22 protein-coding genes are annotated in these 26,918 nt (G+C 46.9%); 19 read left to right on the plus strand and 3 right to left on the minus strand.

The window, feature by feature from the left end; genetic code table 11:
* Window positions 1-204 precede the first annotated feature (204 nt).
* The 13 genes from manA to ACFQWC_RS20120 all read left to right on the plus strand — a co-directional run bounded on the left by manA (window position 205) and on the right by ACFQWC_RS20120 (window position 16,915).
* Entirely contained in the window at window positions 205-1,152 is a 948-nt protein-coding gene (gene manA / locus ACFQWC_RS20060; RefSeq protein ID WP_341357108.1) for a mannose-6-phosphate isomerase, class I, read from the plus strand.
* A 164-nt stretch (window positions 1,153-1,316) separates the two neighbouring features.
* Complete coding sequence (locus ACFQWC_RS20065; protein ID WP_341357107.1) at window positions 1,317-2,057, plus strand: alpha/beta hydrolase; 741 nt, start codon at window positions 1,317-1,319, stop codon at window positions 2,055-2,057.
* Window positions 2,058-2,082: 25 nt separating this feature from the next.
* Window positions 2,083-3,399, plus strand: coding sequence for an ABC transporter substrate-binding protein (locus ACFQWC_RS20070; RefSeq protein WP_299744362.1), 1,317 nt, complete (start codon window positions 2,083-2,085; stop codon window positions 3,397-3,399).
* Window positions 3,400-3,463: 64 nt separating this feature from the next.
* A complete protein-coding gene (locus ACFQWC_RS20075) occupies window positions 3,464-4,210 on the plus strand; it encodes an N-acetylmannosamine-6-phosphate 2-epimerase (RefSeq protein ID WP_341357106.1) in 747 nt (248 codons plus the stop codon).
* Window positions 4,164-5,018, plus strand: a complete 855-nt coding sequence (locus ACFQWC_RS20080; RefSeq protein ID WP_299744368.1) for a MurR/RpiR family transcriptional regulator — start codon at window positions 4,164-4,166, stop codon at window positions 5,016-5,018. Before ACFQWC_RS20075 ends, ACFQWC_RS20080 begins: the two co-directional genes overlap by 47 nt.
* Before the next feature lie 27 nt (window positions 5,019-5,045).
* Window positions 5,046-5,954: an ROK family protein gene (locus ACFQWC_RS20085; RefSeq protein ID WP_377108922.1), complete on the plus strand. Its 909-nt coding sequence runs from the start codon at window positions 5,046-5,048 to the stop codon at window positions 5,952-5,954.
* Window positions 5,951-6,826 carry a carbohydrate ABC transporter permease gene (locus tag ACFQWC_RS20090; protein WP_377108923.1) on the plus strand — a complete coding sequence of 292 codons (876 nt, stop codon included), beginning with the start codon at window positions 5,951-5,953 and terminating at the stop codon, window positions 6,824-6,826. Before ACFQWC_RS20085 ends, ACFQWC_RS20090 begins: the two co-directional genes overlap by 4 nt.
* A 6-nt stretch (window positions 6,827-6,832) precedes the next feature.
* Entirely contained in the window at window positions 6,833-7,726 is an 894-nt protein-coding gene (locus tag ACFQWC_RS20095) for a carbohydrate ABC transporter permease (RefSeq protein WP_299744377.1), read from the plus strand.
* The gene (locus ACFQWC_RS20100) at window positions 7,726-10,287 is read left to right on the plus strand and encodes an alpha-mannosidase (protein WP_377108924.1); all 2,562 of its coding nucleotides are present in this window, start codon (window positions 7,726-7,728) and stop codon (window positions 10,285-10,287) included. Before ACFQWC_RS20095 ends, ACFQWC_RS20100 begins: the two co-directional genes overlap by 1 nt.
* Entirely contained in the window at window positions 10,284-11,804 is a 1,521-nt protein-coding gene (locus ACFQWC_RS20105) for a DUF4127 family protein (RefSeq protein ID WP_299744383.1), read from the plus strand. The genes ACFQWC_RS20100 and ACFQWC_RS20105 overlap by 4 nt, the downstream gene beginning before the upstream one ends.
* The gene (locus ACFQWC_RS20110; RefSeq protein WP_341357102.1) at window positions 11,801-12,685 is read left to right on the plus strand and encodes an ROK family protein; all 885 of its coding nucleotides are present in this window, start codon (window positions 11,801-11,803) and stop codon (window positions 12,683-12,685) included. The genes ACFQWC_RS20105 and ACFQWC_RS20110 overlap by 4 nt, the downstream gene beginning before the upstream one ends.
* Window positions 12,686-12,747: 62 nt before the next feature.
* Window positions 12,748-14,319, plus strand: a complete 1,572-nt coding sequence (locus ACFQWC_RS20115; RefSeq protein WP_341358032.1) for an FAD-dependent oxidoreductase — start codon at window positions 12,748-12,750, stop codon at window positions 14,317-14,319.
* A gap of 235 nt (window positions 14,320-14,554) precedes the next feature.
* Window positions 14,555-16,915, plus strand: a complete 2,361-nt coding sequence (locus ACFQWC_RS20120; RefSeq protein ID WP_377108925.1) for a family 10 glycosylhydrolase — start codon at window positions 14,555-14,557, stop codon at window positions 16,913-16,915.
* A 125-nt stretch (window positions 16,916-17,040) separates the two neighbouring features.
* Here ACFQWC_RS20120 and ACFQWC_RS20125 read toward each other — a convergent pair whose 3' ends face one another.
* Entirely contained in the window at window positions 17,041-17,403 is a 363-nt protein-coding gene (locus ACFQWC_RS20125; protein WP_377108926.1) for a DUF948 domain-containing protein, read from the minus strand.
* 405 nt (window positions 17,404-17,808) lie between these two features.
* On the opposite strand from ACFQWC_RS20125, the gene ACFQWC_RS20130 reads away from it, so the two are divergent.
* Window positions 17,809-18,093 (plus strand): hypothetical protein, encoded by a 285-nt coding sequence (locus tag ACFQWC_RS20130; protein WP_377108927.1) that lies wholly within the window; start codon window positions 17,809-17,811, stop codon window positions 18,091-18,093.
* 545 nt (window positions 18,094-18,638) lie between these two features.
* Here ACFQWC_RS20130 and ACFQWC_RS20135 read toward each other — a convergent pair.
* Entirely contained in the window at window positions 18,639-20,363 is a 1,725-nt protein-coding gene (locus ACFQWC_RS20135) for a M4 family metallopeptidase (protein WP_377108973.1), read from the minus strand.
* A 243-nt stretch (window positions 20,364-20,606) separates the two neighbouring features.
* On the opposite strand from ACFQWC_RS20135, the gene ACFQWC_RS20140 reads away from it, so the two are divergent.
* The 4 genes from ACFQWC_RS20140 (at window position 20,607) to ACFQWC_RS20155 (ending at window position 24,452) form a co-directional block, all read left to right on the plus strand.
* Window positions 20,607-21,320, plus strand: coding sequence for a hypothetical protein (locus ACFQWC_RS20140; RefSeq protein WP_377108928.1), 714 nt, complete (start codon window positions 20,607-20,609; stop codon window positions 21,318-21,320).
* Window positions 21,289-21,834 (plus strand): signal peptidase I SipW, encoded by a 546-nt coding sequence (gene sipW / locus ACFQWC_RS20145; RefSeq protein WP_377108929.1) that lies wholly within the window; start codon window positions 21,289-21,291, stop codon window positions 21,832-21,834. Before ACFQWC_RS20140 ends, sipW begins: the two co-directional genes overlap by 32 nt.
* Window positions 21,835-21,916: 82 nt before the next feature.
* Window positions 21,917-22,546 carry a TasA family protein gene (locus ACFQWC_RS20150; RefSeq protein ID WP_374055098.1) on the plus strand — a complete coding sequence of 210 codons (630 nt, stop codon included), beginning with the start codon at window positions 21,917-21,919 and terminating at the stop codon, window positions 22,544-22,546.
* A 250-nt stretch (window positions 22,547-22,796) separates the two neighbouring features.
* Window positions 22,797-24,452 (plus strand): cell wall-binding repeat-containing protein, encoded by a 1,656-nt coding sequence (locus ACFQWC_RS20155; protein WP_377108930.1) that lies wholly within the window; start codon window positions 22,797-22,799, stop codon window positions 24,450-24,452.
* Between the two features lie 384 nt (window positions 24,453-24,836).
* Here ACFQWC_RS20155 and ACFQWC_RS20160 read toward each other — a convergent pair whose 3' ends face one another.
* A complete protein-coding gene (locus tag ACFQWC_RS20160) occupies window positions 24,837-25,268 on the minus strand; it encodes a hypothetical protein (protein ID WP_377108931.1) in 432 nt (143 codons plus the stop codon).
* A 396-nt stretch (window positions 25,269-25,664) separates the two neighbouring features.
* Here ACFQWC_RS20160 and ACFQWC_RS20165 point away from each other — a divergent pair, with 396 nt between their 5' ends.
* Window positions 25,665-26,912 (plus strand): ABC transporter substrate-binding protein, encoded by a 1,248-nt coding sequence (locus ACFQWC_RS20165; RefSeq protein ID WP_299744561.1) that lies wholly within the window; start codon window positions 25,665-25,667, stop codon window positions 26,910-26,912.
* Window positions 26,913-26,918 lie beyond the last annotated feature (6 nt).

Here is a 26,918-nt window from a genome sequence, read left to right on the forward strand (position 1 = left end):
CTCGTCTTTATTAAGGTTCTGGGACAAGGGACCTGTCCCCCCCGTCCCACCACCCTGGGACAAAGGGCCACAACCCCGTCCCCCAAAAAAATAAAAATAATTAAAGGGTTTTCATTCATACATCGGGAACATGAATCATAGTAACCAAAGTGTCCCTTCTTTTCACCTGGAATGGAGGGGCGAATCTATCATGAGGAGGCTGCTATGAAACAACCATTATTTCTTAAACCTGTATTTCACGAGAGGATATGGGGCGGAACGTCATTGAAGTCGAAGTTCGATTATGAAATTTCCTCGGAGCTGACGGGAGAGTGCTGGGCGATATCGGGACATCCGAACGGCCAGAGTACCGTGAAAAATGGTACGCATGCGGGAAAGACGGTCGGGGAGCTTTGGGAGGAGAAGAGGGAATGGTTCGGTGATCATCCTTCGCCGGTCTTTCCGTTACTCACCAAGATCCTGGATGCCAATGACGATCTTTCTGTTCAAGTTCATCCGGATGACGAGTATGCCAGAGAGTATGAAGAGGGAGAGCTCGGGAAGACGGAGTGCTGGTATATCATCGATTGCGATGAAGGGGCGGAGCTGATCTTCGGGCATAAGGCAAGGACGAAGGAAGAGTTTGTGAGGATGATCGAAGACGGAAAGTGGGACGATCTTCTACGGAGGGTACCGATCAAGCCAGGGGATTTCTTCTTTGTCCCGAGTGGAACCATCCATGCTCTTTGTAAAGGCACGTTGGTCCTTGAGACCCAGCAGAACTCGGATACGACATATCGCGTCTATGATTATGACCGGCGGGATCAGGACGGGAAGACCCGTGAGCTGCATGTCCGTCAATCCATTGATGTCACGGCGGTCCCTCATCAGACGCCCGAAGTGAAGCACAAGGTGGAAAAGCGTGATGGGGCCGAGGTGACCACTTATGTGGAGGCGGATTATTTCACCGTTTATAAATGGCGCATCAATGGCCGGGCCTCTTTTCAACAGGATCAACCCTTTCAGCTTGCCAGTGTGATAGAAGGCGGGGGAATGCTCCATGTAAGTGGAGAAAAGCTCTCGTTGAACAAAGGCGATCATTTTATTTTACCTTCTGGAATGGATCATTTTGAGCTTGAAGGCGACATGGAGATCATTGTATCCCACGTATAAAAAGTGAACAGGGCCCTCATTTATGAGTGTTCGAGGCACCACTATGGATTTTTGTGGAGCATTATTCCACCAAAAAAATAAAAAATGGAGAACATATTCACAAAAGCGCTTTCATATGCTAGGATAGAAACAAGCTAGGAAATCTCAACCATGGAAGGGGGAAAATGGTTTCGTTGATTTCAAGTTTAAGAGAACACCAGATGATGAGTCATACCTTAGGCAAAAAACTACTCTACTATACCCTGGAAGTTAAGCAGGGACACAGTGCTGCGGTGGATATCTTGTTTGTCCAGGATGGTAGGGATTACATCGAACTGGGTCAACTTCATCAGGCACTGCATCAAGTCTTACAGGGGGAAACCGGCAGGGGTCTTCATCTCCTTCTCGTACTCGTTCCTCCATCCACCTCAGAAGAACGCTATCATTATTATCATCCATCAGGCAAACACCATGATCAGTATATTCAATTCTTCAACCAAGAGCTTGTGCCGCACATTGAAAAACGGGTTGAATCTACAGGAAAAGAAAGCCGGAAGACAGGACTGCTGGGAGATTCCCTCGGGGCTGCGATCTGTCTCACGATCGCATGTGATCAACCACAGAAATGGACCCATTTGCTCCTTCAATCCGGAGCGTACACAGATTTTCACGCTTGTAAAATTCGGAATATTGAAACAAAAGCACCTTGGCATGTGTATCAGACCGTCGGAATCCAGGAAATATCCGTCATCTATCCGATCACAGGCGAAGCCTTCTCCATCCTCTCGGCCAATCGCGCTCTTCATGAAAGGCTTCAACTCATCACAGAAAACCATACATATGTCGAAGAAGATGAAGACCATTTATGGGATTTCTGGAGAAGGGACCTTCCAAGGGCACTGCACTCATTTTTAACAAAGGGGTAACAACAGCAACTAAAAGGGGAAAGGGATGAACAATATGTTTAAAAATGGAAAGTTTCTATTAACGCTCATGTTGATGTTTGCTATGCTATTTACAGCTGCCTGCAACAGCAGCAGTTCAAGCTCTTCTGAAGGACAAAAAGAGGGATCGAAAGATGATCCGGTGGAAATCGAATTCTGGACCATGCAGTTATCTCCGACATTCGATGATTATTTAAACGGTGTCATCGCCGATTTTGAAAAGGAAAACCCGAATGTGAAAGTGAAATGGGTCGACATTCCTTGGGGCGATATGGAAACGAAGATTCTTTCAGCGGTCGCTTCAAAGACGGCTCCTGATGTAGCGAACTTGAATCCTCAATTCGCGGCTAAATTAGCAGAACTTGATGCACTGGTGAATATGGATGAAATGGTACCGGAAGATGTAAAGAGTGAATACTTCGAGAACATCTGGACTTCCAACACGTTTGATGGGAAGACGTTCGGTATTCCTTGGTATCTTTCTTCTCAAGTGACGATGTACAACTCAGAGATCTTCAAGGAAGCAGGATTGGATCCTGAGAAAGCGCCGGCAACGTTCGATGAGCTGAAAGAAGTGTCTAAAACGATCAAAGATAAAACGGGTAAATACGCATTCTTCCCGGCCCTTGATGGAAGTCACCTTCTAGAGACAATGGTGATGATGGGCGTGGACTTAACCAATGAAGATATGACGAAAGCGACGTTTAACACGGCTGAAGGGAAAGAAGCGTTCAACTTCTTCGTGGACCTTTACAAGAATGATCTGATCCCTCGTGAAGTGTTGACGGAAGGCCATTCAAAAGCGGTTGATTTATATCAAGCGGGTGAAATTGCGATTTTGGCATCAGGTCCACAATTCCTGACGATTGTAGAAGAAAATGCTCCTGATATTTTAAAAGCAACGAAAACGGCTCCGATCATCACGGGTGAAACAAATAAGAAGAACGTAGCGGCGATGAACGTCGTTGTACCGAAGCAATCCGAGCATCAGCAAGCAGCAGTGGACTTCTCGATCTTCCTGACAAATGCTGAAAACCAGGTGGAATTTGATAAACAGACGGCAATCCTTCCATCCATCGAAACAGCGTTAGACGATCCATACTTCAGTGAAGAGCCTGCAGATGCGACTCCGATTGATAAGGCGCGTATCGTGTCAGCCGGTCAATTGAAGGACAGTGAAGTGCTGATCCCGCCGATGAGTAATTTCGAAGAGCTGCGCACAGCCATGAACGAAGCCCTTCATGCTGCGATGCTTGGGGATATGACAGTGGATGAAGCATTGGAACAAGCCGAAATGAAATGGAACGAAACACTATCTAAATAAGGGAATGACGGAAAGGGAGTCTATCTCCCTTTCTGCATTTCAATGAAAGCACGGTGATGACAAGATGATCAGCAAGGAAATCGTTTTTGAACAACTGAAAGGAAAGCTGGTGGTTTCCTGTCAGGCTCTGGAGAATGAACCGCTGCACGGAGCGGATGTCATGGGGAAGATGGCAAAGGCAGCGTACGTCGGTGGGGCATCGGGGATCCGGGCGAACAGTGCAGCTGACATTCAAGCGATCAAGCAATATGTGGACTTACCGATCATCGGTTTGGTGAAACGGGACTATCCGGGAAGCGAGGTCTACATAACAGCTACCCGAAAGGAAGCGGATGAACTCATCCAGGCAGGGGTGGACATGATCGCGATGGATGCGACAACCAGACCGAGGGCGAACGGTGAATCCTTGGAAAGTCTGATGACGTATCTGAAGGCGAAAGGTCAAACCATCATGGCAGACGTTTCTACATATGACGAGGCTGTGAATGCGGCAAGACTTGGGGCAGATTGTGTCAGCACCACCATGTCAGGGTACACACCCTATTCACCCCAGCAATGCGGACCCGATTTCATTCTATTGAAAAGATTGGTTGAAACACTCCACGTACCGGTGTTTGCTGAAGGCCGGATTTCGACTCCGGAAGATGTCAATCGTGCACTTGATTTAGGTGCTCATACGGTTGTGGTAGGATCTGCGATTACGAGGCCACAGGAGATTACGAAAAAGTTCGTGGAATCCATACAGAATAGAGGAGGGACACAAGATGCACGCACAAACGGCGTCAAAGAGCAAATTAGGCGGATTGATTAATAGTTACTTTCCTTCCTTGACGAAATCGGAACAGAAAGTAGCGGCAGTCGTGCTGGACCAGATGGAAAAGGCCCTTTACTATTCCGTCACCGACCTTGCAGATGTGGCAGAAGTGGGGGAAACGACGGTGTTACGGTTCTGCCGGAAGATCGGCATGAAGGGCTATCAGGAATTCAAGTTGGCGATCGCCAAGGATTTATCCTCCCTTTCCCAAGAAGAAGAATCAGACCCAAGTAAACCGACGGGGTTCATTCATTCGATTGCTTCCTATACGAAGAATGCCATTGATGAAACCGTCAATAAATTGGATGATCCTTCTTTGGAGAAGGCGATACAACTACTGGCCGGAGCAGGGTCCATCCACTTCTTCGGAGTCGGAACATCAGGTCTGACGGCTCTGGATGCGAAAAATCGCTTCTTGAGAATCGGATACCGTTCCGACGCCGTCATTGACCCCCATATTCAATCGATGACGGCTGCAACCGTGAAGGAAGGGGATGTGGTGGTCGGGTTGAGTATTTCAGGGAGTACGAAGGATACCATTGATTCCCTGTCACTGGCGAAGGAAAATGGGGCGAGTGTGATCGCCATCACCTACTATGCCCGTTCACCGATTACGAAGCTTGCCGACGCGGTTCTATTAAGCGGAGGGAAAGAATCCCCCCTTGAAGGCGGGTCGATGATTGCGAAGATTTCACAGCTGTTTGTCATTGATCTATTATGTACGGGCCTTGCCCTCAACAATAAAGAGTTCTCCCTCGGGATGAAGGAAAAAACCGCAAGAGCTGTCGTGGACAAAATCTATTAAGTAGCCAGGGGAAAAGTGGGTGACACAATGAATGCCATCGGAATCGATGTAGGGGGTACCGGAGTCAAAGGATCGATTATCCGTGAAGATGGGACGATCCTCTATCATGAAATGGTCCCCACCGATATTTCACAAGGTAGAGAAGGAATCCTCCAATCAATCTATAAGGTGATTGACTTACTACTGCACAAAGATCAAACAGTCATTGGAATTGGAATCGGCACCGCAGGGCGTGTCGATCGGGAGAAGGGGGAAATCGTCTTTGCGACGGCCAATCTCCCTTCCTGGCAAGGGACCAATGTGAAAGTGGAGATCGAAACAAGATATGGGCTGCCCTGCGTCGTGGAGAATGATGCCAACGCGGCTCTTATAGGAGAGCTTTGGAAACGGGAAGGAAATCCCGAAACGGCGGTCATGCTGACACTCGGTACTGGAGTCGGGGGAGCGAATGCCATAAACGGTCAGATCCTAAATGGCCATCATCATCAGAGTGGGGAATGGGGACATGTTGTGCTCGTTCCCAATGGAAAGCCATGCAATTGCGGGAAGAGGGGATGTCTGGAGCAATACCTGTCGGGTACAGCACTGGTTCAGGCCGTTCTCACCGAAACGGATCTTTCTTTCCGGCATGGCTCGGAGATATTTGAGGAATATTCAAATGGAAATCAACAGGTCAAACAGGTGGTTGACCGATATCTGGATCATCTGGCCATTGCGGTATACAACATTTCGGTGGCCATCGATCCGGAAGTCGTGTTCATTGGTGGAGGAGTCATCGATTCCAAGAGCCATTGGTGGCCCGGCTTCCAACATAAATTGAAGGAATATTTTGTCAAATCCAGCATTTATCCTGCTGTCCTGGGTAACAAAGCTGGAATGCTTGGAGCCGCGAAGCTACTATTTCAAGTGATGGAGAAAAGAGGGGAGTCCGTTTGAGAAATCATCCGTTAACACCATTTCTATTTTTAATACCCGGCGTCATCATCCTGGGTGCGTTTATCTTCTATCCCATGCTCAATGCCATCTGGTTGAGCTTCACCAACTATAATATCGTGACAGAAGCCGAATTCATCGGGCTTGAGAATTATAAAGAATTATTTTCCGATGCTCTATTTTGGAAAGTGCTCGGCAAGACCTTATTATACTTACTCATTGTCGTCCCGGCCCTTGTTATCCTCCCGATCTTTCTCGCCATCTTAGTCAACCAGCAGGTAAAAGGAATCGGATTCTTCCGTTCCGCTTATTATGTACCGGTTGTCACATCGATGGTCGTGGTGGGGATCGCATGGAAATGGGTGTATGCCGATAAAGGGATCCTGAATTACATACTGGAATCGGTCGGCCTCATATCAGAACCGGTGAATTGGCTGACGTCGACGTCTACGTCCATTTTCGCCGTAATGGTTGTGACCATTTGGAAAGGGCTTGGCTATTATATGGTCATTTACTTAGCGGGACTGCAATCGATCTCTGATGATCTATATGAAGCAGCGGAAATCGATGGGGCAAGCAAATGGAAACAAATCTGGCATATTACGATTCCTCTATTGATGCCTTCCATCATGATTGTCACCATTATGTCATCCATCTCCGCCATGAAGGTATTCGAAGAGATTTACGTCATGACGGGCGGCGGGCCGCTGAACAGCTCGAAAACACTCGTATTCTACATTTACGAAGAAGCCTTCGATAAGCTGCAGATGGGCTATGCAAGTGCAGCCGGGGTGATCCTATTCATCATCACACTGATCTTCTCAGTGATCAATATTACATTCATGAGCAAAAAAGAATCTGCGATAAAGGGGTGATTCTCCATGAGTTCTCCTTCTCTTGGAACCAGTAAAGAAAATCCAACCGTACTTTCTGTCAAAAAGCCAATCAATGTCAAAAAGGTGGCGAAACGCGTTCTTCAATACGCGACCCTCCTATTCGTCACACTCATCATGGTCGGTCCATTCCTATGGCTCCTGGCGACGTCCCTGAAATCAGGCAGCGAGAACATCTTCTCGTACCCGCCACAATTCATACCTGAAAAAATCACGTTCGGAAACTATGTGGAAGTGATGGAATTCTTCCCGTTCTGGCGTTACTTATTCAACAGTGTCATCGTGTCGGTTGTCACTGTCCTATTGAATATCGTGTTCTGTTCATTGGCGGCCTATCCGTTGGCACGGATGAACTTCCGCGGGAAAAACATCGTCTTCGTCCTGATCCTCAGTACGATGATGGTGCCGTTCCAGCTTCTGATGATCCCGATTTATCTCTTGGCTCTGGACTTGGGTCTTCAAAACACGTATGCAGGTTTGATTCTTCCCCATGCCACAACGGCCTTTGGGATTTTCCTTATGCGTCAGGCATTCCTTACGATTCCATATGAGCTGGATGAATCGGCACGGATGGATGGGGCCAATGCGTTCCAAATTTGGTGGAGAGTCCTGATGCCGTTGGTGAAACCTTCCCTCGTCACCCTTGCGATCTTCACCTTTATGATGGCATGGGGCGATTTCCTCTGGCCGTTGATCATTTTAAATGACACAAGCATGTACACCTTACCGCTCGGAGTGAATACATTGGCCGGTTCCTTCTCGGCGAACTGGCGTTATATCGCAGCAGGATCGATCATTTCGATTCTTCCGATCATCATCATCTTCTCCATCCTGCAGCGCCACTTCATCGCAGGCGCCATGAAAGGGGCGGTGAAAGGATAATGGATAACAAGTTGACCTGTCATATCGTCTTTCAAACCCACTGGGACCGGGAATGGTATCTGCCCTTTGAAGTGTTCAGGCATCGATTGGCGCAGGTGATGGACCGGATCGTTTCCGGTCTTGAAACCGGTGAACTGAAGCAATTCGTCCTGGATGGTCAGATGGCCGCTTTAGAAGATTACTTTGATGTGTGTGAAGGCGCCATGAAAGAAAAAGTCCTTCATTTAATAGAAGAAAAGAAAATCATCATCGGACCATGGTATGTACTCGCTGATGAGTTCCTGGTGAGCGGGGAATCCCTGATCCGGAACCTTGAAGTGGGAATGAAGCTCGCCGGCCAGTACGGGGAATCCCAGAAGGTCGGGTACTTACCGGATACGTTCGGGCACGTGAGCCAGATGCCTCAGCTTTTAAAAGGCTTCGGGATTGGTAACGCGATTTTGTGGCGTGGCATTCAAGCCCGGACGTCCGAATTCAACTGGGAATCACCGGATGGATCCCGTGTCTTTACGGCCTTTTTGCGGGAAGGGTACTACCAGCCGTTACTGAATGAAGACAATGTAGAAGAGCAAATGAAGACCTATGTGGAAAAAGTCACACCGTATGCGACGACTTCCCATATTTTGTTGACCAACGGCGGCGATCACTTGATGCCGAAGCATGGGGATTTGATGGGACGAATAGAAGATCTTCAAGGAGAAGTGGAGTATAGATCGAGTACGTATGAAGAATTCTTGGCAAGCGTCCAAGCCGAGATATCAGCCGACCTTCCCCTGTATGTAGGGGAGATGAGAAGCAATGAACATATTTACGTCCTTCCGAATGTCCTTTCGACGAGAAGCTATTTAAAGCAGCAGAATCAAGAAATGGAAGACGAGCTGACAGGGTATGCAGAACCCCTTGCCGTTCTTTGCAGCAAAGGGAAGTATCCCCACAGATACCTGGAGGAATCGTGGAAACTGCTGATGCAGAATCAACCCCACGACAGCATATGTGGCTGCAGCATCGATGAAGTCCATCGGGAAATGGAGACGAGGACGATGATGTTGAAGCAGAGGCTGGAGTCCATTCAGATGGGTTCCCTATCTCATGCCGGCGTTCAGGATCCGATGTTCTCAGGAAACGGAGCGAGGAAGCCATTTGAAGATAACAGTGTGTTCACTGTCTTCAATCCTCATCCAAGGTCGTTCAAGGGCTGGGTTTCGGGAGAAATCTGGTTGAAAGAAGATCGGACGTTTCATTTGAAAGATCATACTGGAAAGTTCTATACCCCTGTCATCAAGAACAAGAGGAGTGGAAGGCATTTTGCTTCGCCCCTCGATGCGTTTCCCGATTTTAAAGAAGGAACGTTTTACGACGTTGAGTTTTATGTTGAGCATCTTCCGGGCACCTCCCTTTCAAGCTTCAGGGTAGAAGCGGGGGAATACGAGGAATTGCTGGAGGCGAAGGGCGAGGCAGTAGAAAACGAGTTTTACTCCGTTGAATTGAGTGGGGATGGAACCCTTGTGTTAGTAGATAAAGAGACAAGGAGGAGGCACGCTGGATTACAACGATTCTATAGTTCACTTGACGCAGGGGATGAGTACAACTACTCCCCACCGGTGAACGATGTAAAGACGTATGCGGAGCGTTTTTCTTCCCCGACCGTGAGGAAGTCATCCGGCGTTCAGGAAATGACATATGAGCTGAAGCTTGAAACCCCGGCAGGATTGGATGAGACAAGGACCGGTCCATCTGATGGATCTGTCATGACCACCATCCAAATCAAGATTACCTTACGGGCTGGTGATCGAAAGATGTATGTGGCCTACACCATCGACAATCACTCGAAGGATCAACGTCTTCGTGTGCAATATCCTTTAGGGGGTTCCACCCGTTACACATATAGCGATACAGCATTTGATGTAGTGAAGCGAACAGCAAGGAAAGAGGAACAATTTGATGCTCCGAAGCAAAATGAAGTTCCGGTGGTAGTCGAGCCTTCCCTTTCTTTTGTTCGGTCAGAGAGCGGGTTCACGTTCTACCATCGTGGTTTACAGGAATACCAGGTGACAAGCTTAGGGGAACAAGATGCGTTGGATATCACGTTGATCAGGAGTGTCGGCTGGCTGTCCCGGGATGATCTCAGAACCCGCGGCGGAGGGGCCGGTCCGAGTATGGAAACGCCTGAAGCCCAATGTATCGGCCGCTATACGTTTCATGCCGCATTTGAATTTACACCGGATAAAGGTCTGGGACGAGTAGCGACGGATGCTCATGTCTACCGTGTACCGCCTAGGATTTATCCCGGGGAGACACAAGAAAATGAGTTAACGGGGTTAGTAGAATTTGATAATGAAGAAGTGCAGTGGAGCTCACTCAGACGGGTTGCGGATGGAGTGGAGCTCCGTCTATGGAACCCGACAGATCGGGTGCAGCCTGTGACGTTCAAATCCCATGCCGAGGGGATCGAGCGTGTGGATTTTCTGCATGAACGATTGAACACGGTAGAAAACGCGGCGGATCAGCTCAACCCGAAAGAAATTACTACTTTCCTATTAAAAGGAGGAAGGAATGCATGAACAGAAAGATTGCCCTCCTGCCTGTCGATGGTAGACCGGTGACAAGGGAGCTCCCGAAGCAGATCGCATCGATCGGAAATTGGGAGGTGTTGATTCCAGATAAAAGCTTACTCGGCTTTTTGAAAGAGCCCGGGGATATGGCTGCACTGGAAAAGTGGATATGGAAAGTGGCGCCTGAAGTAAACGGATTTGTCCTGTCCATTGATATGCTGGGCTATGGCGGCCTCGTTCCGTCACGTGTATGCCTGGATGGGAAAGAAGCCATCATACAGCGAATCGGCGTCCTCCGCTCATTGAAAGAGAAGTACCCTGACAAAGCATTGATGGCGTTCAGCTCGACTATGCGCATTTCCAATAACTATGTAAACGAGGAAGAGAAGGAATATTGGAGTGATTATGGAGTCGAGCTTTGGGAGTATTCGTATCACGTTCACCGCTTTGATAAAACCGGGGATGTCGACTCCAATCAAAAGGTCCGGGACTTAAAGGATCGGATACCTTCAGACATTCTGGAAGACTATTTATCAACCAGACTGAAAAACTTTCAGGTGAATGAATCCCTGTTGGAAATGGTAGAAGGCAAAATCATCGATGTCCTTGTCTTCCCACAAGATGATACTTCTGAATATGGGCTGAATATAGGGGAGCAGGAAGAGCTCTCAGATCAAGTGGCGGAACGGGAATTATTCCAAAACGTCTTTATCTATCCCGGAGCCGATGAGGTCGCCAATACGCTTGTGGCAAAGATGATCTATCAGCTGGAACAAGTGGAGTTTCCGACCTTCTACCCTATCTACAGTGGGGAAATCGGGGCATTGTCGACTGCGATGTATGAGGACCGTCCGATATGTGAATCCGTGAAGGGTCAGATTTATGCCTTTGGCGGCTATACGGTCGATCAAGGGGCAGAAGCGGATATCGTGTTCGCCGTCAATGTTCCCGGAAAACGCCAGGGAGACCTTGCCCTGCAGAAATTCCTTGGAGAAGTCGACACACCGCATCGCAACATCGGTGAGTGGATCAAGCGCATCGCTCATTATCTCCGTCAGGATAAGCTAGTAGCGGTAGCCGATACCGCCTATGCCAATGGGGTGGACTCAAGGATGCTTCCCAGACTTCTTGCAGAGATAGAGGTTTCCCGATTAGCGGGATTCGGAGGCTGGAATACAGCGGGAAACACATTGGGAACAGTCGTTGCACAGGCAGCCATGGTCCATTTGCAGAAAAAGAAGGCCACTCTCCCCCAAGAAGAGGTAAAAGCGAGAGTACTGGAAGAAATGACATTGCGATTACTGGATGACTACGTCTATCAGTCGGTTGTCCGTCAAGGGGTGCGTGCCGGGATCGATGAGGCAGCAGTGGGTCATGAAAAGCTTTTGATTACAGTGAAGGAAGCGTTCTTGAAAGAGTCTGGGGCGTTTCTGGCAAAACACGGTCTTTCCTTTCCCCTTGAAGACGTTTATCTGCCCTGGAACCGGACCTTTGAAATCGGCTTGAGGCGGAGGGATGAGTCATGACGCTCAGGATCGGTGTCGATTTGGGCGGGACCAATATCCGTGCGGCCCTCCTCGATGAAAAGGGGACGATTCTAAGGGATGTAAGGGAGAAAACAGAAGCCCATGTGGGACCGGTGAGGATCATTGCGAAATTGATTTCACTAGTGGAACGTGTCAAAGGGGAAGAGCAGGTGAAGGGGATCGGGATCGGGTGCCCGGGACCCCTGGACGCAAAAATGGGCACCATCCTCTCACCTCCCAATCTACCGGGATGGGACAGGATTTCACTGGCATCGATTGTGGAAGAGCATTTTCAATTACCCGTGAAGGTGGATAATGATGCGAATGTGGCTGCAGTGGCCGAAGCATTGCTCGGAGCAGGTGCCGGGTGTGAAAGCGTGTATTACTTGACCGTGAGCACAGGCGTCGGCGGGGGGCTCGTCATTAATGGAAAGGTCTTTCAAGGGGCGGATGGATACGCGGGAGAGGTGGGGAATATGATTGTCGTTCCAAACGGGATCAGCCACCCTTCTTTGAACGCCGGGGCCCTCGAAACCCTCGCAAGCGGCACCGCCATTGGATTAGCGGGTGCAGGGAAGGGGATTTACGGTGGGGCTGAGGAAGTATTCATGGAAGCCAAAGCCGGAAATCAGGCTGCCCAGACGATCATTGATGCGGCCATTGAATATCTGGCCATGGCCATCGCCAACCTGACTCATGCAATCAATCCTGAAGTATTCGTCGTGGGTGGTGGAGTCATGAATTCAGAAGAACAGGTCCTGCTTCCCCTAAGGGAAAAAGTAAAGGGATATGTCTATCCCGGCTTGAAAGAAAGCGTCACCATCGTTCCGTCACAGCTTGGATCGAATGCAGGCGTGATCGGTGCAGGGTTCATCATTTAATCAAACGTTTGTTTAATGCTTGTAACAAGGGGAATCGCTCCCTTTTCTAAAGAGGTGAAATGATGTCAGAGAATATAAAAACAGATATTGTCATCATTGGTGGGGGAATCGGTGGCTGCACGGCGGCCTTGGCTGCGTCAAAACGCGGTCATCGAGTCATCCTGACAGAGGAAACTGATTGGATCGGCGGCCAGTTGACCAGCCAGGCTGTCCCGCCCGACGAACATCAATGGATTGAACAATTCGGCTGTACCAAAACGTACCGTCAATTCCGCAATCGTGTAAGGGAGTATTACCGGACACACTACCCGTTAAAACAAGAAGCCCGTCAAAATGAAAGGCTGAATCCCGGGAATGGCTGGGTCAGCAGGCTCTGTCATGAGCCGAAAGTGGCTCTTAGTGTTCTTCAGGAGATGCTGGTTCCTTATGTGAGCAGTGGGAAGTTACAGATCTACACACATTATCGGGTAGTGAAGGCCGCCGTTGAAGGGGATGATGTTCAATCTGTGACCGTTCAGCATACTGGAAGCAGAAAGGAAATAGAGCTTCAGGCACACTATTATCTCGATGCCACGGAAGTAGGCGATCTCCTCCCCTTAGCTGGAGTGGAGTATGTCACAGGTGCCGAATCCAAGCGGGATACCGGGGAGCTCCATGCACCCGAAGAAGCAAGACCGCAGGATATGCAGTCATTCACCTATGTGTTCGCGGTGGATTATGTAGAGGGTGGGAATTTCGTCATCGACAAACCGGAGCAGTATGAGTTCTGGAAAGACTACCAGGCACCATTCCTCCAGCACAAGCAGCTAAGCTGGTTTGCACCCGACGCCCATACGGGAGGTTCGAAGGAATTCGCCATGTTCCATCATGAAAACCTCTGGGGACTGTGGGATTACCGCCGCATCATAGACCCGTCCTTCTTTCAAGAGGGGATGTATGAAGGGGATATTTCGCTGATCAACTGGCCCCAAAATGATTACTGGTCAGGATCGATCATCGACGTCAGTGAAGAAGAATATGAAAAACATATCCATGAATCCAAACAATTGAGTCTATCCCTGCTTTACTGGCTGCAAACCGAAGCACCGAGACCCCATGGTGGAAAAGGGTATCCGGGACTGCGTCTGCGGGGGGATATTTTAGGGACAGAGGATGGCCTGGCCAAGTATCCCTATATCCGGGAATCCAGGAGGATCAAGGCCGTCACCACTGTTGTGGAAGATCATATCAACGCCAACGTCAGAGGGGATCAAGGCATCCAGCACTTTGAAGACTCCGTAGGGATCGGGTGCTACCGGATCGATCTTCACCCTACGACGGAAACCAATACCTTCTTCTATGCCGAAAGCTATCCGTTTGAAATTCCATTAGGTGCGCTGCTGCCTGTAAGGGTGAACAATGTATTACCTGCATGTAAGAATATTGGCTCCACTCATATTACGAATGGCTGCTTCCGCGTTCATCCGGTGGAATGGAATATCGGGGAATCAGCGGGCTATCTTGCCGCCTTCGCCATTGAAAAGGGAGTTCTTCCCCGCAAAGTAAGGGAGGATGAAGGGTTGTTGCAACAATTTCAAGAGATGCTTATGCAGGAAGGGATTGAATTGCGCTGGCCTGAGGTAGGGCCGATTTGATTGGAAGGCCCCATTAGAATGGATTGGGTGTATCTAATGGGGAGTCCGATTCAGCATCAATGGTAATGATTAAGTTCTAGATTCATTCGTGACCATTTATCTATTTTGGGTGAATTAATCCAACTTATCTAAATTTTGTGAAGAATTATTCCTTTTATTCTGAAAATTATGATAGTATTGAATTGCCACATCATGATAGCGCATACATACAAAAACGACTATATGGAGGTATTGTATGAAGAAGTGGTTGGTAGGAAAGAAAATGGTGGTGCCAGCTATGGCAATGGCATTGGTCGTCCCTGCATTTCAAGCCCCGGCACTGGAAGTGGAAGCAGATGAAAGTGAAGCGACGAAGGTAGTGGATGAAGATGGCATCAGCATCACAGTCGATGCCGAAAACAATCGCAACAATACAAACAAGCTGGTGGTATTTGATCCTACGTTCAGTTATTTTACGGAAACCAATGGATCATCGTATGAGGTGATCTTGGAGCATGAAGAAGGCTCGAGTTATCAGGTGGTGAAGTCAGGTAAAGGAGACAGCGCCATTCCTGAAGATGGTGTCGTCCTATCCACGGGTCCCCAGACGACAGATGAGATCATGACGTTCTTAAAGAGCTTGGATGAGGGGGAAACGGTTTGGATCAATGAACCGGTGGAAAGAACGTATTCCGCAGTCCTCGATGACGTGGATCCAACAGATGAATCCAATCCGGATGGTGCTCCGTTCCCGGGTAACCGTGGAGCGAATCAACTTCTTGTCTACACTCCGGCATTCGGGGCAAGCACCGGCACCAATCCTTACGGGTATGAAATCACGGTAACCGGTGGAGTGGTCACGAAAGTCGGCGGAGGGGACAGTGCGATTCCTGATGACGGGTTTGTCGTGAGTGGTCACGGGACGGAAGCGGAATACTTGAAAAAAGCGGAAATCGGCATGAAGGTCGAGTATGATGCCGAAGGGAATATCGAATTGATCCGGGATGCGTCTACCTATATATTTAAGAGTCAGCAAAATTTACAAGAAGCGAAGCAAAGCATCGCCCGTGCAGAAGAAAACTTCATCGATGCAGACTTTGAAAAGGCGAACGCTTCTATCAAGCTGGCACAAGAGCTCCTGAAAAAAGCGGATGACATCCAAAACGAAGATCCGCAAAAGGCGCTGGCATATACAGAGCAAGCCACTCAGGCTGCATACGACGCGTATTATTATTCCCTGCCATCTGAAGTGGGCGAACAGAGAGCGATCTGGTATCGCCCTGAAGAGAAGGACCTTGACGATGTCATCACGACATTGGACCGCATGGAGGAAGCGGGATTCAATTCCCTATACCTTGAAACCACCTTCTGGGGATATACCATCTTCCCAAGTGACACCATGGAAGCGTACGGATTACCGAAGCAGCACCCTAACTTCGCCGATCAGGATTACGGAAAGTACGGATCGGACATTCTGAAAGCCTTCATCGAAGAAGGAAAAGAGCGCGGGATCACGGTTCAATCATGGACGGATGGCTTCATGATCGGCCACAGCAGCCTTGGACTTCCATCACAGTTCAAGAAGTATCCTGAGTGGAGTGCCGTTCAGCGAAATGATGAGCCGGGAACACCAGGTAGTGACTCAAGCAGCAATTATTATTGGTTGGACATAGCCAATCCTGAGGTTCAGGACTTTATGCTGGAAATCTATAAAGAACAGCAGGAGGACTACGAAATCACCGGTGTCAACATTGACTATATGCGCTATCCACACCATTCTTTTGATAAGAGCTATGGGTTCAGTGCATCGAATCGTGAGCGTTTCGAAGAAGAGTTCGGGGTAGATCCTATGAATCTGCAAGAATCCGATGAGCTATGGGAAGAGTGGGAGCTTTGGTTGCGCGAACAGGAGAATGTGTTCGTGGAGAAGCTTCATGATCAGAGTAAAGGAATCGACCCATCCTTCATGATGACCGCGACTCCGGAGCCGGGTCCTGAAGCTGTATTGATCAGTGACTGGGTGGACGATATCGACGGCGTCATCCCGCAGGCATATGGGCATGATTTCAATAGTATCCAGTCCACGGTGATCGCGAGTAAGAAACTGACGCCGCCATCGATGATGTACTACACAGGAATCTATTCGTTCTATCATCATCTGGGAGAAAAAGCAGCCGTCAATGATGTATTGGCAGCAGCATACGGAACTTCAGGAGTGAATATGTTTGCTTTCGGGCAGGCAAGCGCTCCTTCCGTGGACGCTTTGGGTAAAGGACCATGGAGACACCAGGCCGTCAATCCTGGAGAGACACCGAAAGAAGCCGTCCTTGCTACGGTCAAGCAACTGAAGGAACAGACAGCCTCCATCTATATTCCAAAGGGAGCCGTAAACAAAGAAGAAGGAAAGGAACTAGAAAACAACCTTCGTAAATGGGAAAAGATGATAGAGCGCCCTGATCAATCATTGGAGATGGAAAAAGTAGAAGAAGAGTTTGAGAAGTCGATAGAATTGGTGAATTCAATGGAAACGTTGAATGAAGTAGTAAAAGAACGAGTAGTAGAGAAGATGAACAAAGTGCATAAATGGTTGAACTATCACTTTGAGAAGCAACAATAGGTAAGTAGTGGGACGGGGGGGCAGGAACCTCGTCCCGGAAAGTAAAAAAGACGAGGGGAGTTGATCCCCTCGTTTTTATTTTGGTTAGATTCTGGGACAAGGGACCTGTCCCTGTGTCCCACTTCTCACTTCAATTTAATCTGCACCGAATTCCTCTCCTGCGCCTGAATGGTTTTGGGAGTCCTCTTTTGCAAAGCGGTCCTTTTCACCGAGCTGGTCACATTTTGTAACATGTCACCCACATCGTGAACGGACTCTAGTAAAGGGTCGACGGCTTTCATTTTTCCTTTTACATCATCCGAAATCTGATTGGCCGTGTGAATCAGTTCTTCTGCTTCCTCTGTCACTCCGTTCACGGCTTTCCGTGCGTCAGACAGTGTCTTCTCCGTTTCAGCAAGTGTTGTCATTACTTTTCTTAATGTCATAATTAAGTAGATGACGAGAATGGTAAAGGCGACGGCTGCAATGGCAGCACTCCATTCAAGCATTGAGACCAGCTCCCTTCTTTTCTCTAAGTCTATGAGGAAGGGGGGGGAGACATTCCTTTTCTGGCAGCCGGGCGAGTGAGGAAGGGCGCTGCTTAATAGAGTGGAGGCATGACCAAGTTCATTCAGAAGTAGTGAGCACCCCTTAATAGGTGTGCTATCTATCCTTTGGGTCGTACAGTAAGAGTTTAGTCTTTTCATGTTATGGACACTCAATGATGATTCATAATAGATCAATAGTGACGCACTAAAAAAAGATAGAACCTAGCCCCCATGAGGGATGTGTCAAGGTTAGTTGTATCAAGACCCTCCAATCTTTGTTTTTGCATTTATCCCGTTCGAAGTGCTTTTAATAAATTATGGTATAAACCTCTAAGCTTCCCCATAATTTGAAATGAGGTGATGGAGATGGAGATGCAAAAAGAATTGAATGAAGTGCATAGAAATGGAAATGGGATGGCTGTGTCAGCCCTTGTTCTTGGGATAGTCGGGTTCGTACTTGGTCTCGTGCCGTTTCTCGGGTGGTTCATGCTCCCTGCTTGGATCCTTGCAATTGTCTTTGGTGCCGTGGGCTTGAAACGCGAGCAGTCGAAGGGGATGAGTTATGCCGGTCTTATTCTTGGAATTGTAACCTTCATTTATAAATTTGGGTTTTGGATCATTGTGGCCGCAGGATCTTCGGCAGGAATGTAAATGGTGGGACGGGGGGACAGGCACCTCGTCCCATTTTTAAGTTGTAACAGTAAATGCATCGGGCTTCGGTTTGAGATTGAATGGATGCTTATAGGATTCTAATCTGTCTTTTTTGTCCGAAAACTGACGGGAAGTTGCGGAATTTTTTATTGAGATGGGATTTTAGGAGTTCTGTGGGTACATATTGGGGCCGGAAATGTTGATAAGGGCATCTTTACTGAATAATTAATCCTGATTGACTATATTCAATCCCGTATTCGGATAATTAATCCTTTCTTGAATTTATTGATCCCATTTTCAATTTATTAATCCTCTTAATAAATAATTAATCCTACTTGTCGAATTTTCTTTAGGTGGTCAGGTAAACGTGATTACTCTGAAACTTAGATGTTATCTGTCTAGAATAATGGAAGAGTCTATAAGGAGCCTGTGCTATAGAACAACTACTATTTATAGTTAAGAATCTAAAATGAAAGAAACGAGGGGCCTAGCCCCCTCGTTTCTATGTGGTTTCTGGGACAAGGAACCTGTCCCATGTCCCACTATTATTCAGCCGGAACACCTACAGCATCGTAAGCATCGATGACTGCTTTTGTTTGTACTGATGGTTGACCATTCTTATCTGGATATTTGTCTCGAGCGGCCTGGATGGCGGCTTCGCGCATTTCTTTGAATCCAGAGGAAGGTGTCAGGTACTTTGTTAATGCATCGTAGTAGATGGTGCCTGTTATGCCGGCACCAACTCCAGTCACCGTTACGCCATTGTGTGTGCCGCCCTCTGAAATCAGGTAGGCTGCTTTATTGTTGATACTGCTGTTAATATGCACGCCGCCTTTATCTAGTTCCCCGACATAGCGGTCTTCATAGTGATCCGGGTAACGGTTATCCTTCAGGCCGTATGCAGCAGGGACGGTTTTGGAACGAGGATCTTTCATTGACCGAAGCCCGCCGTCTCCCGCTTTATTCGGTGTATAGATATCCTCACCCATTTCCCACTCTGAAGGATTTGTATAAGAACCGGATGAGTACATTTCAGATATTTCCCCGAAGATATCCGCTAATGATTCATTGATGGCCCCTGATTCATCTTGATACGTCAGATTTGCCGTGTGTTCAATGACACCGTGCGTGATTTCATGACCAGCCACGTCCAATCCGCCGGCTAATGAACCAAGAAGGTTCCCGTCGCCATCTCCGTACAGCATTTGCTTTCCATTCCAGGCAGCATTATTCCACTTAGAACCAATATGGACCGTACTGATGAATGGCGTACCTTTGCCGTCGATTCCGTTGCGTTTGTGGGCAAGTTGATAGTACTTGTTTATTTTATCAGCGTTTGTATGTGCAGAAACGGCTGCAGGGTCGTAGAAGAAATTCGTAGAACTATTGGTCTTGATTTCAAATCCAGTGAATCCAAATAGTGCCGAAAGCAGGATAAATGGAGTTTCACCCATCCGGCGTGCTTCAAACGTCGCAATAGGTACAATATTAGGTTTACTGAACGAACCGCCCGCGATAGAACCGCCATATAAATAACTGGTTCCGGTTGCCGTATCCTTGCCTACAGGGAATGACTGCATTTTTCCAAATACGTTCAATCCTCTTCCTACCGCTACTGAAAGACTTGTCGGATCCACTTCATGTATGGCGTTAAAGCTGTTGACCACTTCCCCGTTTGTTGCATCCACGAAGTAATGGAAATAGCCCGGAGTCGGAGTGGAAGTTGATACTTTCACCAAGTAGGTTAAGTAGTATTTCCCTTCATGGGGATAAATCGTCAACTCTGTATCGAGGCCATCGTACGTTTCCAGCTCATCTACCCCAATGTCGGATGCCACACCAGCTTTGGCGATGTTCTCCGCTGCTTCCTTTTCAATGGCTGCTTCTGTCGGGATGATAGTACGGGCAAGCTTTTGGGTCACGTTACCAAACGATGCATATACGTTATTATTCGCATCTAACGCAACGGTTTGGCCTGAACCATAGATCGGTATGCCTTGATACTGCTCGACAGTGCGCACATGGTATGTACCGGTTTCGCTATCCGTTTCCTCACTGATGATTTTGAACTGATCTCCTGCCGTCAGGGATTTTGTTTTCTCGAGTACTTTTGATTGAAGGAACGCCTTTACAACCTCTTGCTTACTCAATCCCTCAGCTTGTACAGAAACAACGCTTGATGATCCTGCAAATCCAGGTACAGATGGTACTAATCCTCCCAATGTGACCGATAGAGCCAGTACAGCGGGAATGGCCGCTTTTTTACTCATTTTCTTCTGCTTTTTCTTTTTCAAACACTTTCACCCTCTCATCGAGATAAGATATCTAACAATTTAAATTATTGAGAAAGTTAAAGGTGAAATCAATTGGGTTAATTTTTGTATGATTTTACGCGGTTTTTTTCAATCACGTCTGTATTCGACAAAATTCCCCTTCGTTTTCCGGTCAGAATAACCCAATTTCCTTTGTTTGATAATTCTGTATACTTAGAATCAGCAAAAGGGAGTGATCAAGTGAGCAGACGAATTCAACAAACCATACTCCTGCCTTCTTTATGTTGTATGGCCTTTTATGCAGGGACTCAGCTGGTAGGAGAAACAGAAGCGGCATTTTCAAGCCAGGTTTCACCAGATCCGATCACCATGAATGCGGCGTTTGTTTTTCCCGCAACCATTCACGGGATTGAGGATCGCGCACAGAAGGTATCAAAACGTATAGATCATACTTTTCATACAATCGTTGCTCCTTCAGCCAAAGCATCAATGGAAGAATTACATAAGCAACTGGAAGAGGTGAGAGCCATGGAAGAGGAGCTCACTCGCCAATTAAGTACTATGCAAATTCTGTATGATGAAATGTCCGTGTATCATTTGGACATTCAGAAACAGGGAGTCACGAACGTCCATACATATGATTATGTACGTGAGGGTTTTCAGCATGTTGAAGACATGATGGAAGAGGTTCGAGCAACTGTCGACTTTTCACATATAGAGGCCATTCGTTCTTCTATCTTATTGCAGATACAAGACCTGGAAGATCAAGAGGAACCTTCTATAGAACAACCTCAGACTAATCCAGATACAAAGAGCTCTGAATCTCAGAATGAAGCATCAAAGCAAATAACTGATGAAGCTCCAACGGAAATTACTGATGAAGCACCATCGGAAATAACAAATGATAAGCAGGTGACAGAACATGAAGAAGAAACTGTGGAACATAGTGAGTAGTGCAATAGGAGCGATCTTTCTCGTGATGATTTGTCTGGCGGCATTCATCGTCCTTTCTTCCAAACTATCAGGAGGGGAACCGACCTTTATGGGATACCAGGTCAAAGCCGTATTATCAGGATCCATGGAACCGACATTCCAGACGGGGTCCATCATTTCCATAAAGCTGGGAGATGAGCGTGCGTCTTATAAAACGGGGGATATCATTACCTTCCGAATGGACGATAAGCTTATTACACATAGAATCATAGATGTCCAACAAGAGAATGGACAAGCAGTGTACAAAACCAAAGGGGATAACAATAACGGCCCCGATTTATGGACGGTTCCCGCACAAACTATCATCGGAAAGTACACCAACTTTACGATTCCCTATATAGGATACGCCCTTAATTACGTCAATTCAAAAGCAGGCTCGGCTCTATTATTAATTGTTCCAGGGATCTTATTGCTGTTTTCCGCATTCCGTTCCATTATTGTGGCGAAGAATGAACTTGAAGGAAGCAAAGCATGATGTATTGGTTTCATCTCCTATGTATCAACAAACGTACATAAGAGTTTACTATATTTTTTCTAATAATAAGGAGGATTCATTGATGAGTTTTACTAAGAATGTAAGTAAAGGGATCATGAGTGCAGCGCTAGGTTTATCATTGATTGGGGGAGGGACGTTTTCATACTTCAGCGATGCAGAGGCCACACAGAACACCTTTGCGGCAGGTACATTGGATCTGGCGATGAACCCGAGCACTGTCGTCAACATCGATAACATCAAGCCAGGGGACGAAATTTACCGTGAATTCACGCTGAAAAACAATGGGACGCTTGATATTTATCAAGTCCTATTAGATACCAAGTATCAAGTGGAAGATGTAAAAGGTGATAACACAGGGGACATGGCAGAACATATCAAAGTAACGATCATGTACAACACAAGCAGTGCCACCAACGTAGCGGTCGAAACAACGTTAGCTGAATTACAAGGGGAAACACCTGATGTAACGGCAATCGGATCCTTTGTTGGAAGCAGCGATGACGGAGCCCTGCCGGTACCGGATGGGATCCCTGTAGGACAAGAAGAAAAAATCTTTGTACTATTCGAGTTTGTCGATAACGGCGAAGACCAAAACCAATTCCAAGGCGATACACTGAAAGTAGACTGGACATTCGACGCCAAGACAGGAAACTCAACTTACCACGACGACACAGATCCGGATAGCAACTAAATGGTGGGACATGGGGACAGGCACCCTGTCCCAAGTGTGATAGAGACGAGGGGAGGAATTCCCTCGTTTTTATTTTAATTCTGGAGCCATTAGTTTCTTATTAAAAATAGATTTTGTGTGGAGGTCCTGCCTCCTGCCCTCCCAAAGAATTGGTCAAAAGTGATATTTGTAAATGAAATGTAATATTAACCCAAATACATAGTATAATAGATTTGTTGTAAAAAAAAACCAAATTCTGAGGAGGCAAAATGTGAGGAAAATTCTAAGCAGCCTAGGTATGATTACGATGTTGTTAGTATCTGTATGTACAGGGGGAACGGTGAAAGCTTCTACTGTACAGGGAGGTACTTTGGAGAATGCGAAACCAATCAATCTTGACCATGAGTATGAAGGAACACTGGAATCGACTGAAGATGTAGACTTTTACCGTTTTACCCTCGATAAGACTGGAAATACGGTTATTCAGTTTAATCGAGTGGAAGGCGCAACGTGGGGTGTAGAAATCATCGATGAAAATGGTGACCGTTATACACATTTCAGTACTAGATTTCATACAGGGGTCACGGGTGCTGAAGAGGTGAATATCGGCTTGCCTGCGGGAGAATATTTTATCAAGGTGAGCACGGACTATCACAAATCCCCGGGGGTCCCATATACGTTCATGGTCCAACAAACCCAAAACGATTATTATGAAAAAGAATTCAATGACAAAATGGAAGCAGCATCTTCCATGCAATTGAACAAAACCTACAAAGGTCACATACAAACATATGATGACAAAGATTATTTTTCATTTACCTTAGATCGTACCGAGAGGATTGCTTTCAGTATAGAGAGGGATAATGAAGGATCATGGAATGCCCTCCTTGTGGATGAGAACGGGAAGGAATATGTCAACCTGGACACAGACGTCCATTTTGCCGAGTATGGTCCTGATGTAGAACGGCTGGAGCTGCCTGCTGGGACGTACTATGTGAGGTTGGAAAACAATTGGGGTACCCCGAATATGCCGTATGCGTTTAAAGTACAGGAGTTAACAGACAGGATACAGGGAGCGAAGCGCTACGACACAGCAGTGGAGATTTCAAAGCAGGGCTTCAAAACCTCTGACACGGTTGTGTTGGTCTCAGGGAATGACTTCCCAGATGCCCTTGCAGGTGGACCACTGGCTTATTATCACAATGCCCCGATTCTGTTGACGGATAAGGAAAAACTTCCGATTGCTACCTGGAGAGAGGTTCAACGACTCAAAGCGAAGAACGTGATCATCCTCGGTGGTGAGGGAGCCGTTTCCAATCAGGTTGTGGATGAATTGGAGTACCTTGATATTTCTGTGAAACGAATCGGTGGGGATAACCGTTACGAGACAGCTGAGTATGTCGCGAAAGAAATTCCATCCACAAAAGCTGTGGTCGCAAACGGTAAAAACTTTCCTGATGCCCTGGCTGTAGCACCATACGCTTCAAAGAATAGCATCCCGATTCTATTGACTGAAAAAGCTTCGTTACCGGATGCGACAAAAAAAGCACTTGCAGGGAAGGCAAATACCATTATTGTAGGTGCGGCAGGTGCAGTCAGTGAGTCAATAGAGAATCAACTCCCAAGCCCGGTTCGCTACGGTGGAATAAATCGCTATGAAACAGCTAAGTTGATTGTTGACAACCTGGCACTGGGGAAAAACACGGGATATGTTGCGACAGGAAAGAACTTCCCTGATGCCCTTGCAGGATCTGTATTGGCAGCAAAAAATAACTCGCCTATTTTGTTGGTCAGCGATAACTCTATACCAAGTCCGACCAAATCCCTCTTGATGGGTTATTCTTATTACATGGTATGGGGTGGACCGGGTGCGGTTACCGATAACGTTGTGAAGGAATTGGATGCTAATTTGATACAAATCAAATAAGTGATAAAGGAAGCATAGGGATATCCTGTGCTTCTTTTATATCTCTGCCTTTGGTTATTTCATCCCATCTGCAATCGATCTGAAGTCTCCTCAATTTTAGGTGTAAGGAACTTTATACACACCTTATCCTTCCGTATTTCAAACATATGCAATGCCTGTTTATTACGGTAGGGCTTTTTCATAGTCACCCAACAGCTCATAGTTGTAGCCTACCTGATAATGCAATTGGTCTAATCCCCATAGAAGCTCTTCTTCGAAACACCATTTGATGGCGTCGAGACAATAGGCCGTCGAATCCTCGAGTTGTCCTATGCCGGTCAGTACTCTGGCCATGTTATAAAATAATCGGCTTTTAATGGATTTATCCTGTAATAGATCAGTTGTTTATATGGCCGTTTCAACTTGCTTGAAATAATAGAGTGCTTCTTCGTAGAGGCACAGTGAAAAGTGGATGGTGCCGACGCTGGAAAGGATCTGCATTTCTCTTTCGGACATCGCTTTTTTGCCATTGGCGCTCATCTGAAAAGCGTGATCTAATAGTTCAAAGGAGGTCTCTGGATCTTTTTCTACTTCATATTGATAGATCCCTTTATGCCAGTAAAGAAGCTGGAGGTTTTCGTTATCTCTATAGAAAAGTGGATTCTTTTCCTCTGTCTTGACCAAATCCATCATTTCCTCGTAGTGTCGGTTGACCCTCAGATATCTTAACTGTTTCTCTACTTCCTCAACATAATCCAGCCGCGGGGTGGTTCCGATTTCAAAGAAAGTTAACGTCGACGCCAAGTTTGACAGCGATCTGATACAAAGCCGTGGCACTGGTATAGATGTCTCCTTTTTCGATCCGGCTGATGAGTGGCTGGGTGCAGATCTACTCAGCAAGTTCCCCTTGTGTGATCTCGACGATCTTTCTCATTTCCTTTATATTCGGGCAGGTTCCTAAATATAGGGGCATTTGGGACAAGGAACTTGTCCCCCCGTCCGATGTAGAATTCTGTCGATATAATTTTTAGAAAATTTAAATTAAAGTGTTCATCTTCCGGAATGGAGGTGTTATACTTTGTTTAACTGGTAATGACATCATTACGAATCTGAGCATCCTGAGTTTTATGCCAGGTAATACAACCCTTATACTTTAACTGGTAATAACATCATGACAACACGTAGGGTAGTACTTGTTTGTGAATATCACTCGAAGAAAGAGGGGGAAACATGGTGAGAAAGGGTCTTATGGTTTTACTATCGTTAGTGCTTGGAGTGTTTGGATTACTGGCAGGATGCAGTGACAGTTCTTCAGGGGAATCGAAGGACGGAAAGGTCGAGATCAGTTATGGGTTCTGGGATAAGAAGCAAGTACCAGCGATTGAAGAAATCATTAAGCAATTTAATGAAGAGCATCCGGACATTAAAGTGAAGACGGAGCTGATTCCCTACGGGCAGTATTTTCAGAAGCTTGAGACTGCCGCAACCGGGGGCGCATTGCCGGACGTGTTATGGATGAACGGTCCTCATATTGTTCAATATGCGGAAGGGAAGGTACTTCTGCCACTGAGCGATCTTGCCGAAAAAGATGATTACAGTCTGGATAATTATCCTGAGTCGCTCATTGATCTGTATACCGTAAATGATGAGGTATATGGAATTCCTAAGGATTATGATACGACAGGGTTATGGTATAACAAGAAAATTTTCGACGAGGCCGGTGTCTCTTATCCTGATGATACATGGGATTGGGATATGTTAAAGGAAGCGGCAAAGAAACTGACGAACAAGGATAAAGGGGTATGGGGCTTCGCTGCTGTGATGGGGAATCAAGGTGGTTATTATGATCTGATTTGGCAAAACGGAGGCCACGTGATTTCAGAGAGTGGAAAGTCGGTTGGATTTGATCAGCCAGAGGCGATCGAGGCATTAAAATACAATATTAGTTTCATAGAAGAGGGATTATCTCCGACTCAGGCCCAGATGAATGAAACGGCAGCTTCGGATCTGTTTTCATCCGGGAAGATTGCCATGATGTTCGATGGTCCTTGGATGGTACCGGAATATAAGAAGAATCCTGATTTGGACGTAGCGGTTCTGCCTAAAGGAAAGCAAAGGGCTGTTTCGATTCATGGATTGTCCAATGTCATCGCAGCCAATACCAAGCATAAAGAAGCTTCGTGGGAGTTTGTGAAGTTCCTGGGTTCCAAAGAGGCAGCCGAAGTGTTTGCAGAAACAGGTACGGTCATACCTGCCTTTAACGGTACTCAGGATGCCTGGTTGAATTCTGTTCCGGAGTTGAATCTTCAAGCGTATATCGATGGAGCTGAGTATTCGAATCCACTTCCAAGTGTGAAGAACACAGGGGCAATCTGGCAGTATGAAACAGATATCCTCAAGAAGGCCTGGGCGGGTGAAGAGAGTGTAGAGAAAGTGGTAAAAGAGCTGACTGAGAAAGCAAATAAAGAACTGGAAGAGTAGGGATGC

It is taken from the genome of Rossellomorea sp. GCM10028870 (assembly GCF_042666755.1).
In the GTDB taxonomy this organism is placed as follows: Bacteria; Bacillota; Bacilli; order Bacillales; family Bacillaceae_B; genus Rossellomorea.

Bases quoted from the DNA above. Each gene is read 5' to 3' on its own strand.
- manA (WP_341357108.1), top strand. From the start codon at position 205: ATGAAACAACCATTATTTCTTAAACCTGTATTTCACGAGAGGATATGG.
- ACFQWC_RS20065 (WP_341357107.1), top strand. From the start codon at position 1,317: ATGGTTTCGTTGATTTCAAGTTTAAGAGAACACCAGATGATGAGTCAT.
- ACFQWC_RS20070 (WP_299744362.1), top strand. From the start codon at position 2,083: ATGAACAATATGTTTAAAAATGGAAAGTTTCTATTAACGCTCATGTTG.
- ACFQWC_RS20075 (WP_341357106.1), top strand. From the start codon at position 3,464: ATGATCAGCAAGGAAATCGTTTTTGAACAACTGAAAGGAAAGCTGGTG.
- ACFQWC_RS20080 (WP_299744368.1), top strand. From the start codon at position 4,164: ATGCACGCACAAACGGCGTCAAAGAGCAAATTAGGCGGATTGATTAAT.
- ACFQWC_RS20085 (WP_377108922.1), top strand. From the start codon at position 5,046: ATGAATGCCATCGGAATCGATGTAGGGGGTACCGGAGTCAAAGGATCG.
- ACFQWC_RS20095 (WP_299744377.1), top strand. From the start codon at position 6,833: ATGAGTTCTCCTTCTCTTGGAACCAGTAAAGAAAATCCAACCGTACTT.
- ACFQWC_RS20100 (WP_377108924.1), top strand. From the start codon at position 7,726: ATGGATAACAAGTTGACCTGTCATATCGTCTTTCAAACCCACTGGGAC.
- ACFQWC_RS20105 (WP_299744383.1), top strand. From the start codon at position 10,284: ATGAACAGAAAGATTGCCCTCCTGCCTGTCGATGGTAGACCGGTGACA.
- ACFQWC_RS20110 (WP_341357102.1), top strand. From the start codon at position 11,801: ATGACGCTCAGGATCGGTGTCGATTTGGGCGGGACCAATATCCGTGCG.
- ACFQWC_RS20115 (WP_341358032.1), top strand. From the start codon at position 12,748: ATGTCAGAGAATATAAAAACAGATATTGTCATCATTGGTGGGGGAATC.
- ACFQWC_RS20120 (WP_377108925.1), top strand. From the start codon at position 14,555: ATGAAGAAGTGGTTGGTAGGAAAGAAAATGGTGGTGCCAGCTATGGCA.
- ACFQWC_RS20125 (WP_377108926.1), bottom strand. From the start codon at position 17,403: ATGCTTGAATGGAGTGCTGCCATTGCAGCCGTCGCCTTTACCATTCTC.
- ACFQWC_RS20130 (WP_377108927.1), top strand. From the start codon at position 17,809: ATGGAGATGCAAAAAGAATTGAATGAAGTGCATAGAAATGGAAATGGG.
- ACFQWC_RS20135 (WP_377108973.1), bottom strand. From the start codon at position 20,363: ATGAGTAAAAAAGCGGCCATTCCCGCTGTACTGGCTCTATCGGTCACA.
- sipW (WP_377108929.1), top strand. From the start codon at position 21,289: ATGAAGAAGAAACTGTGGAACATAGTGAGTAGTGCAATAGGAGCGATC.
- ACFQWC_RS20150 (WP_374055098.1), top strand. From the start codon at position 21,917: ATGAGTTTTACTAAGAATGTAAGTAAAGGGATCATGAGTGCAGCGCTA.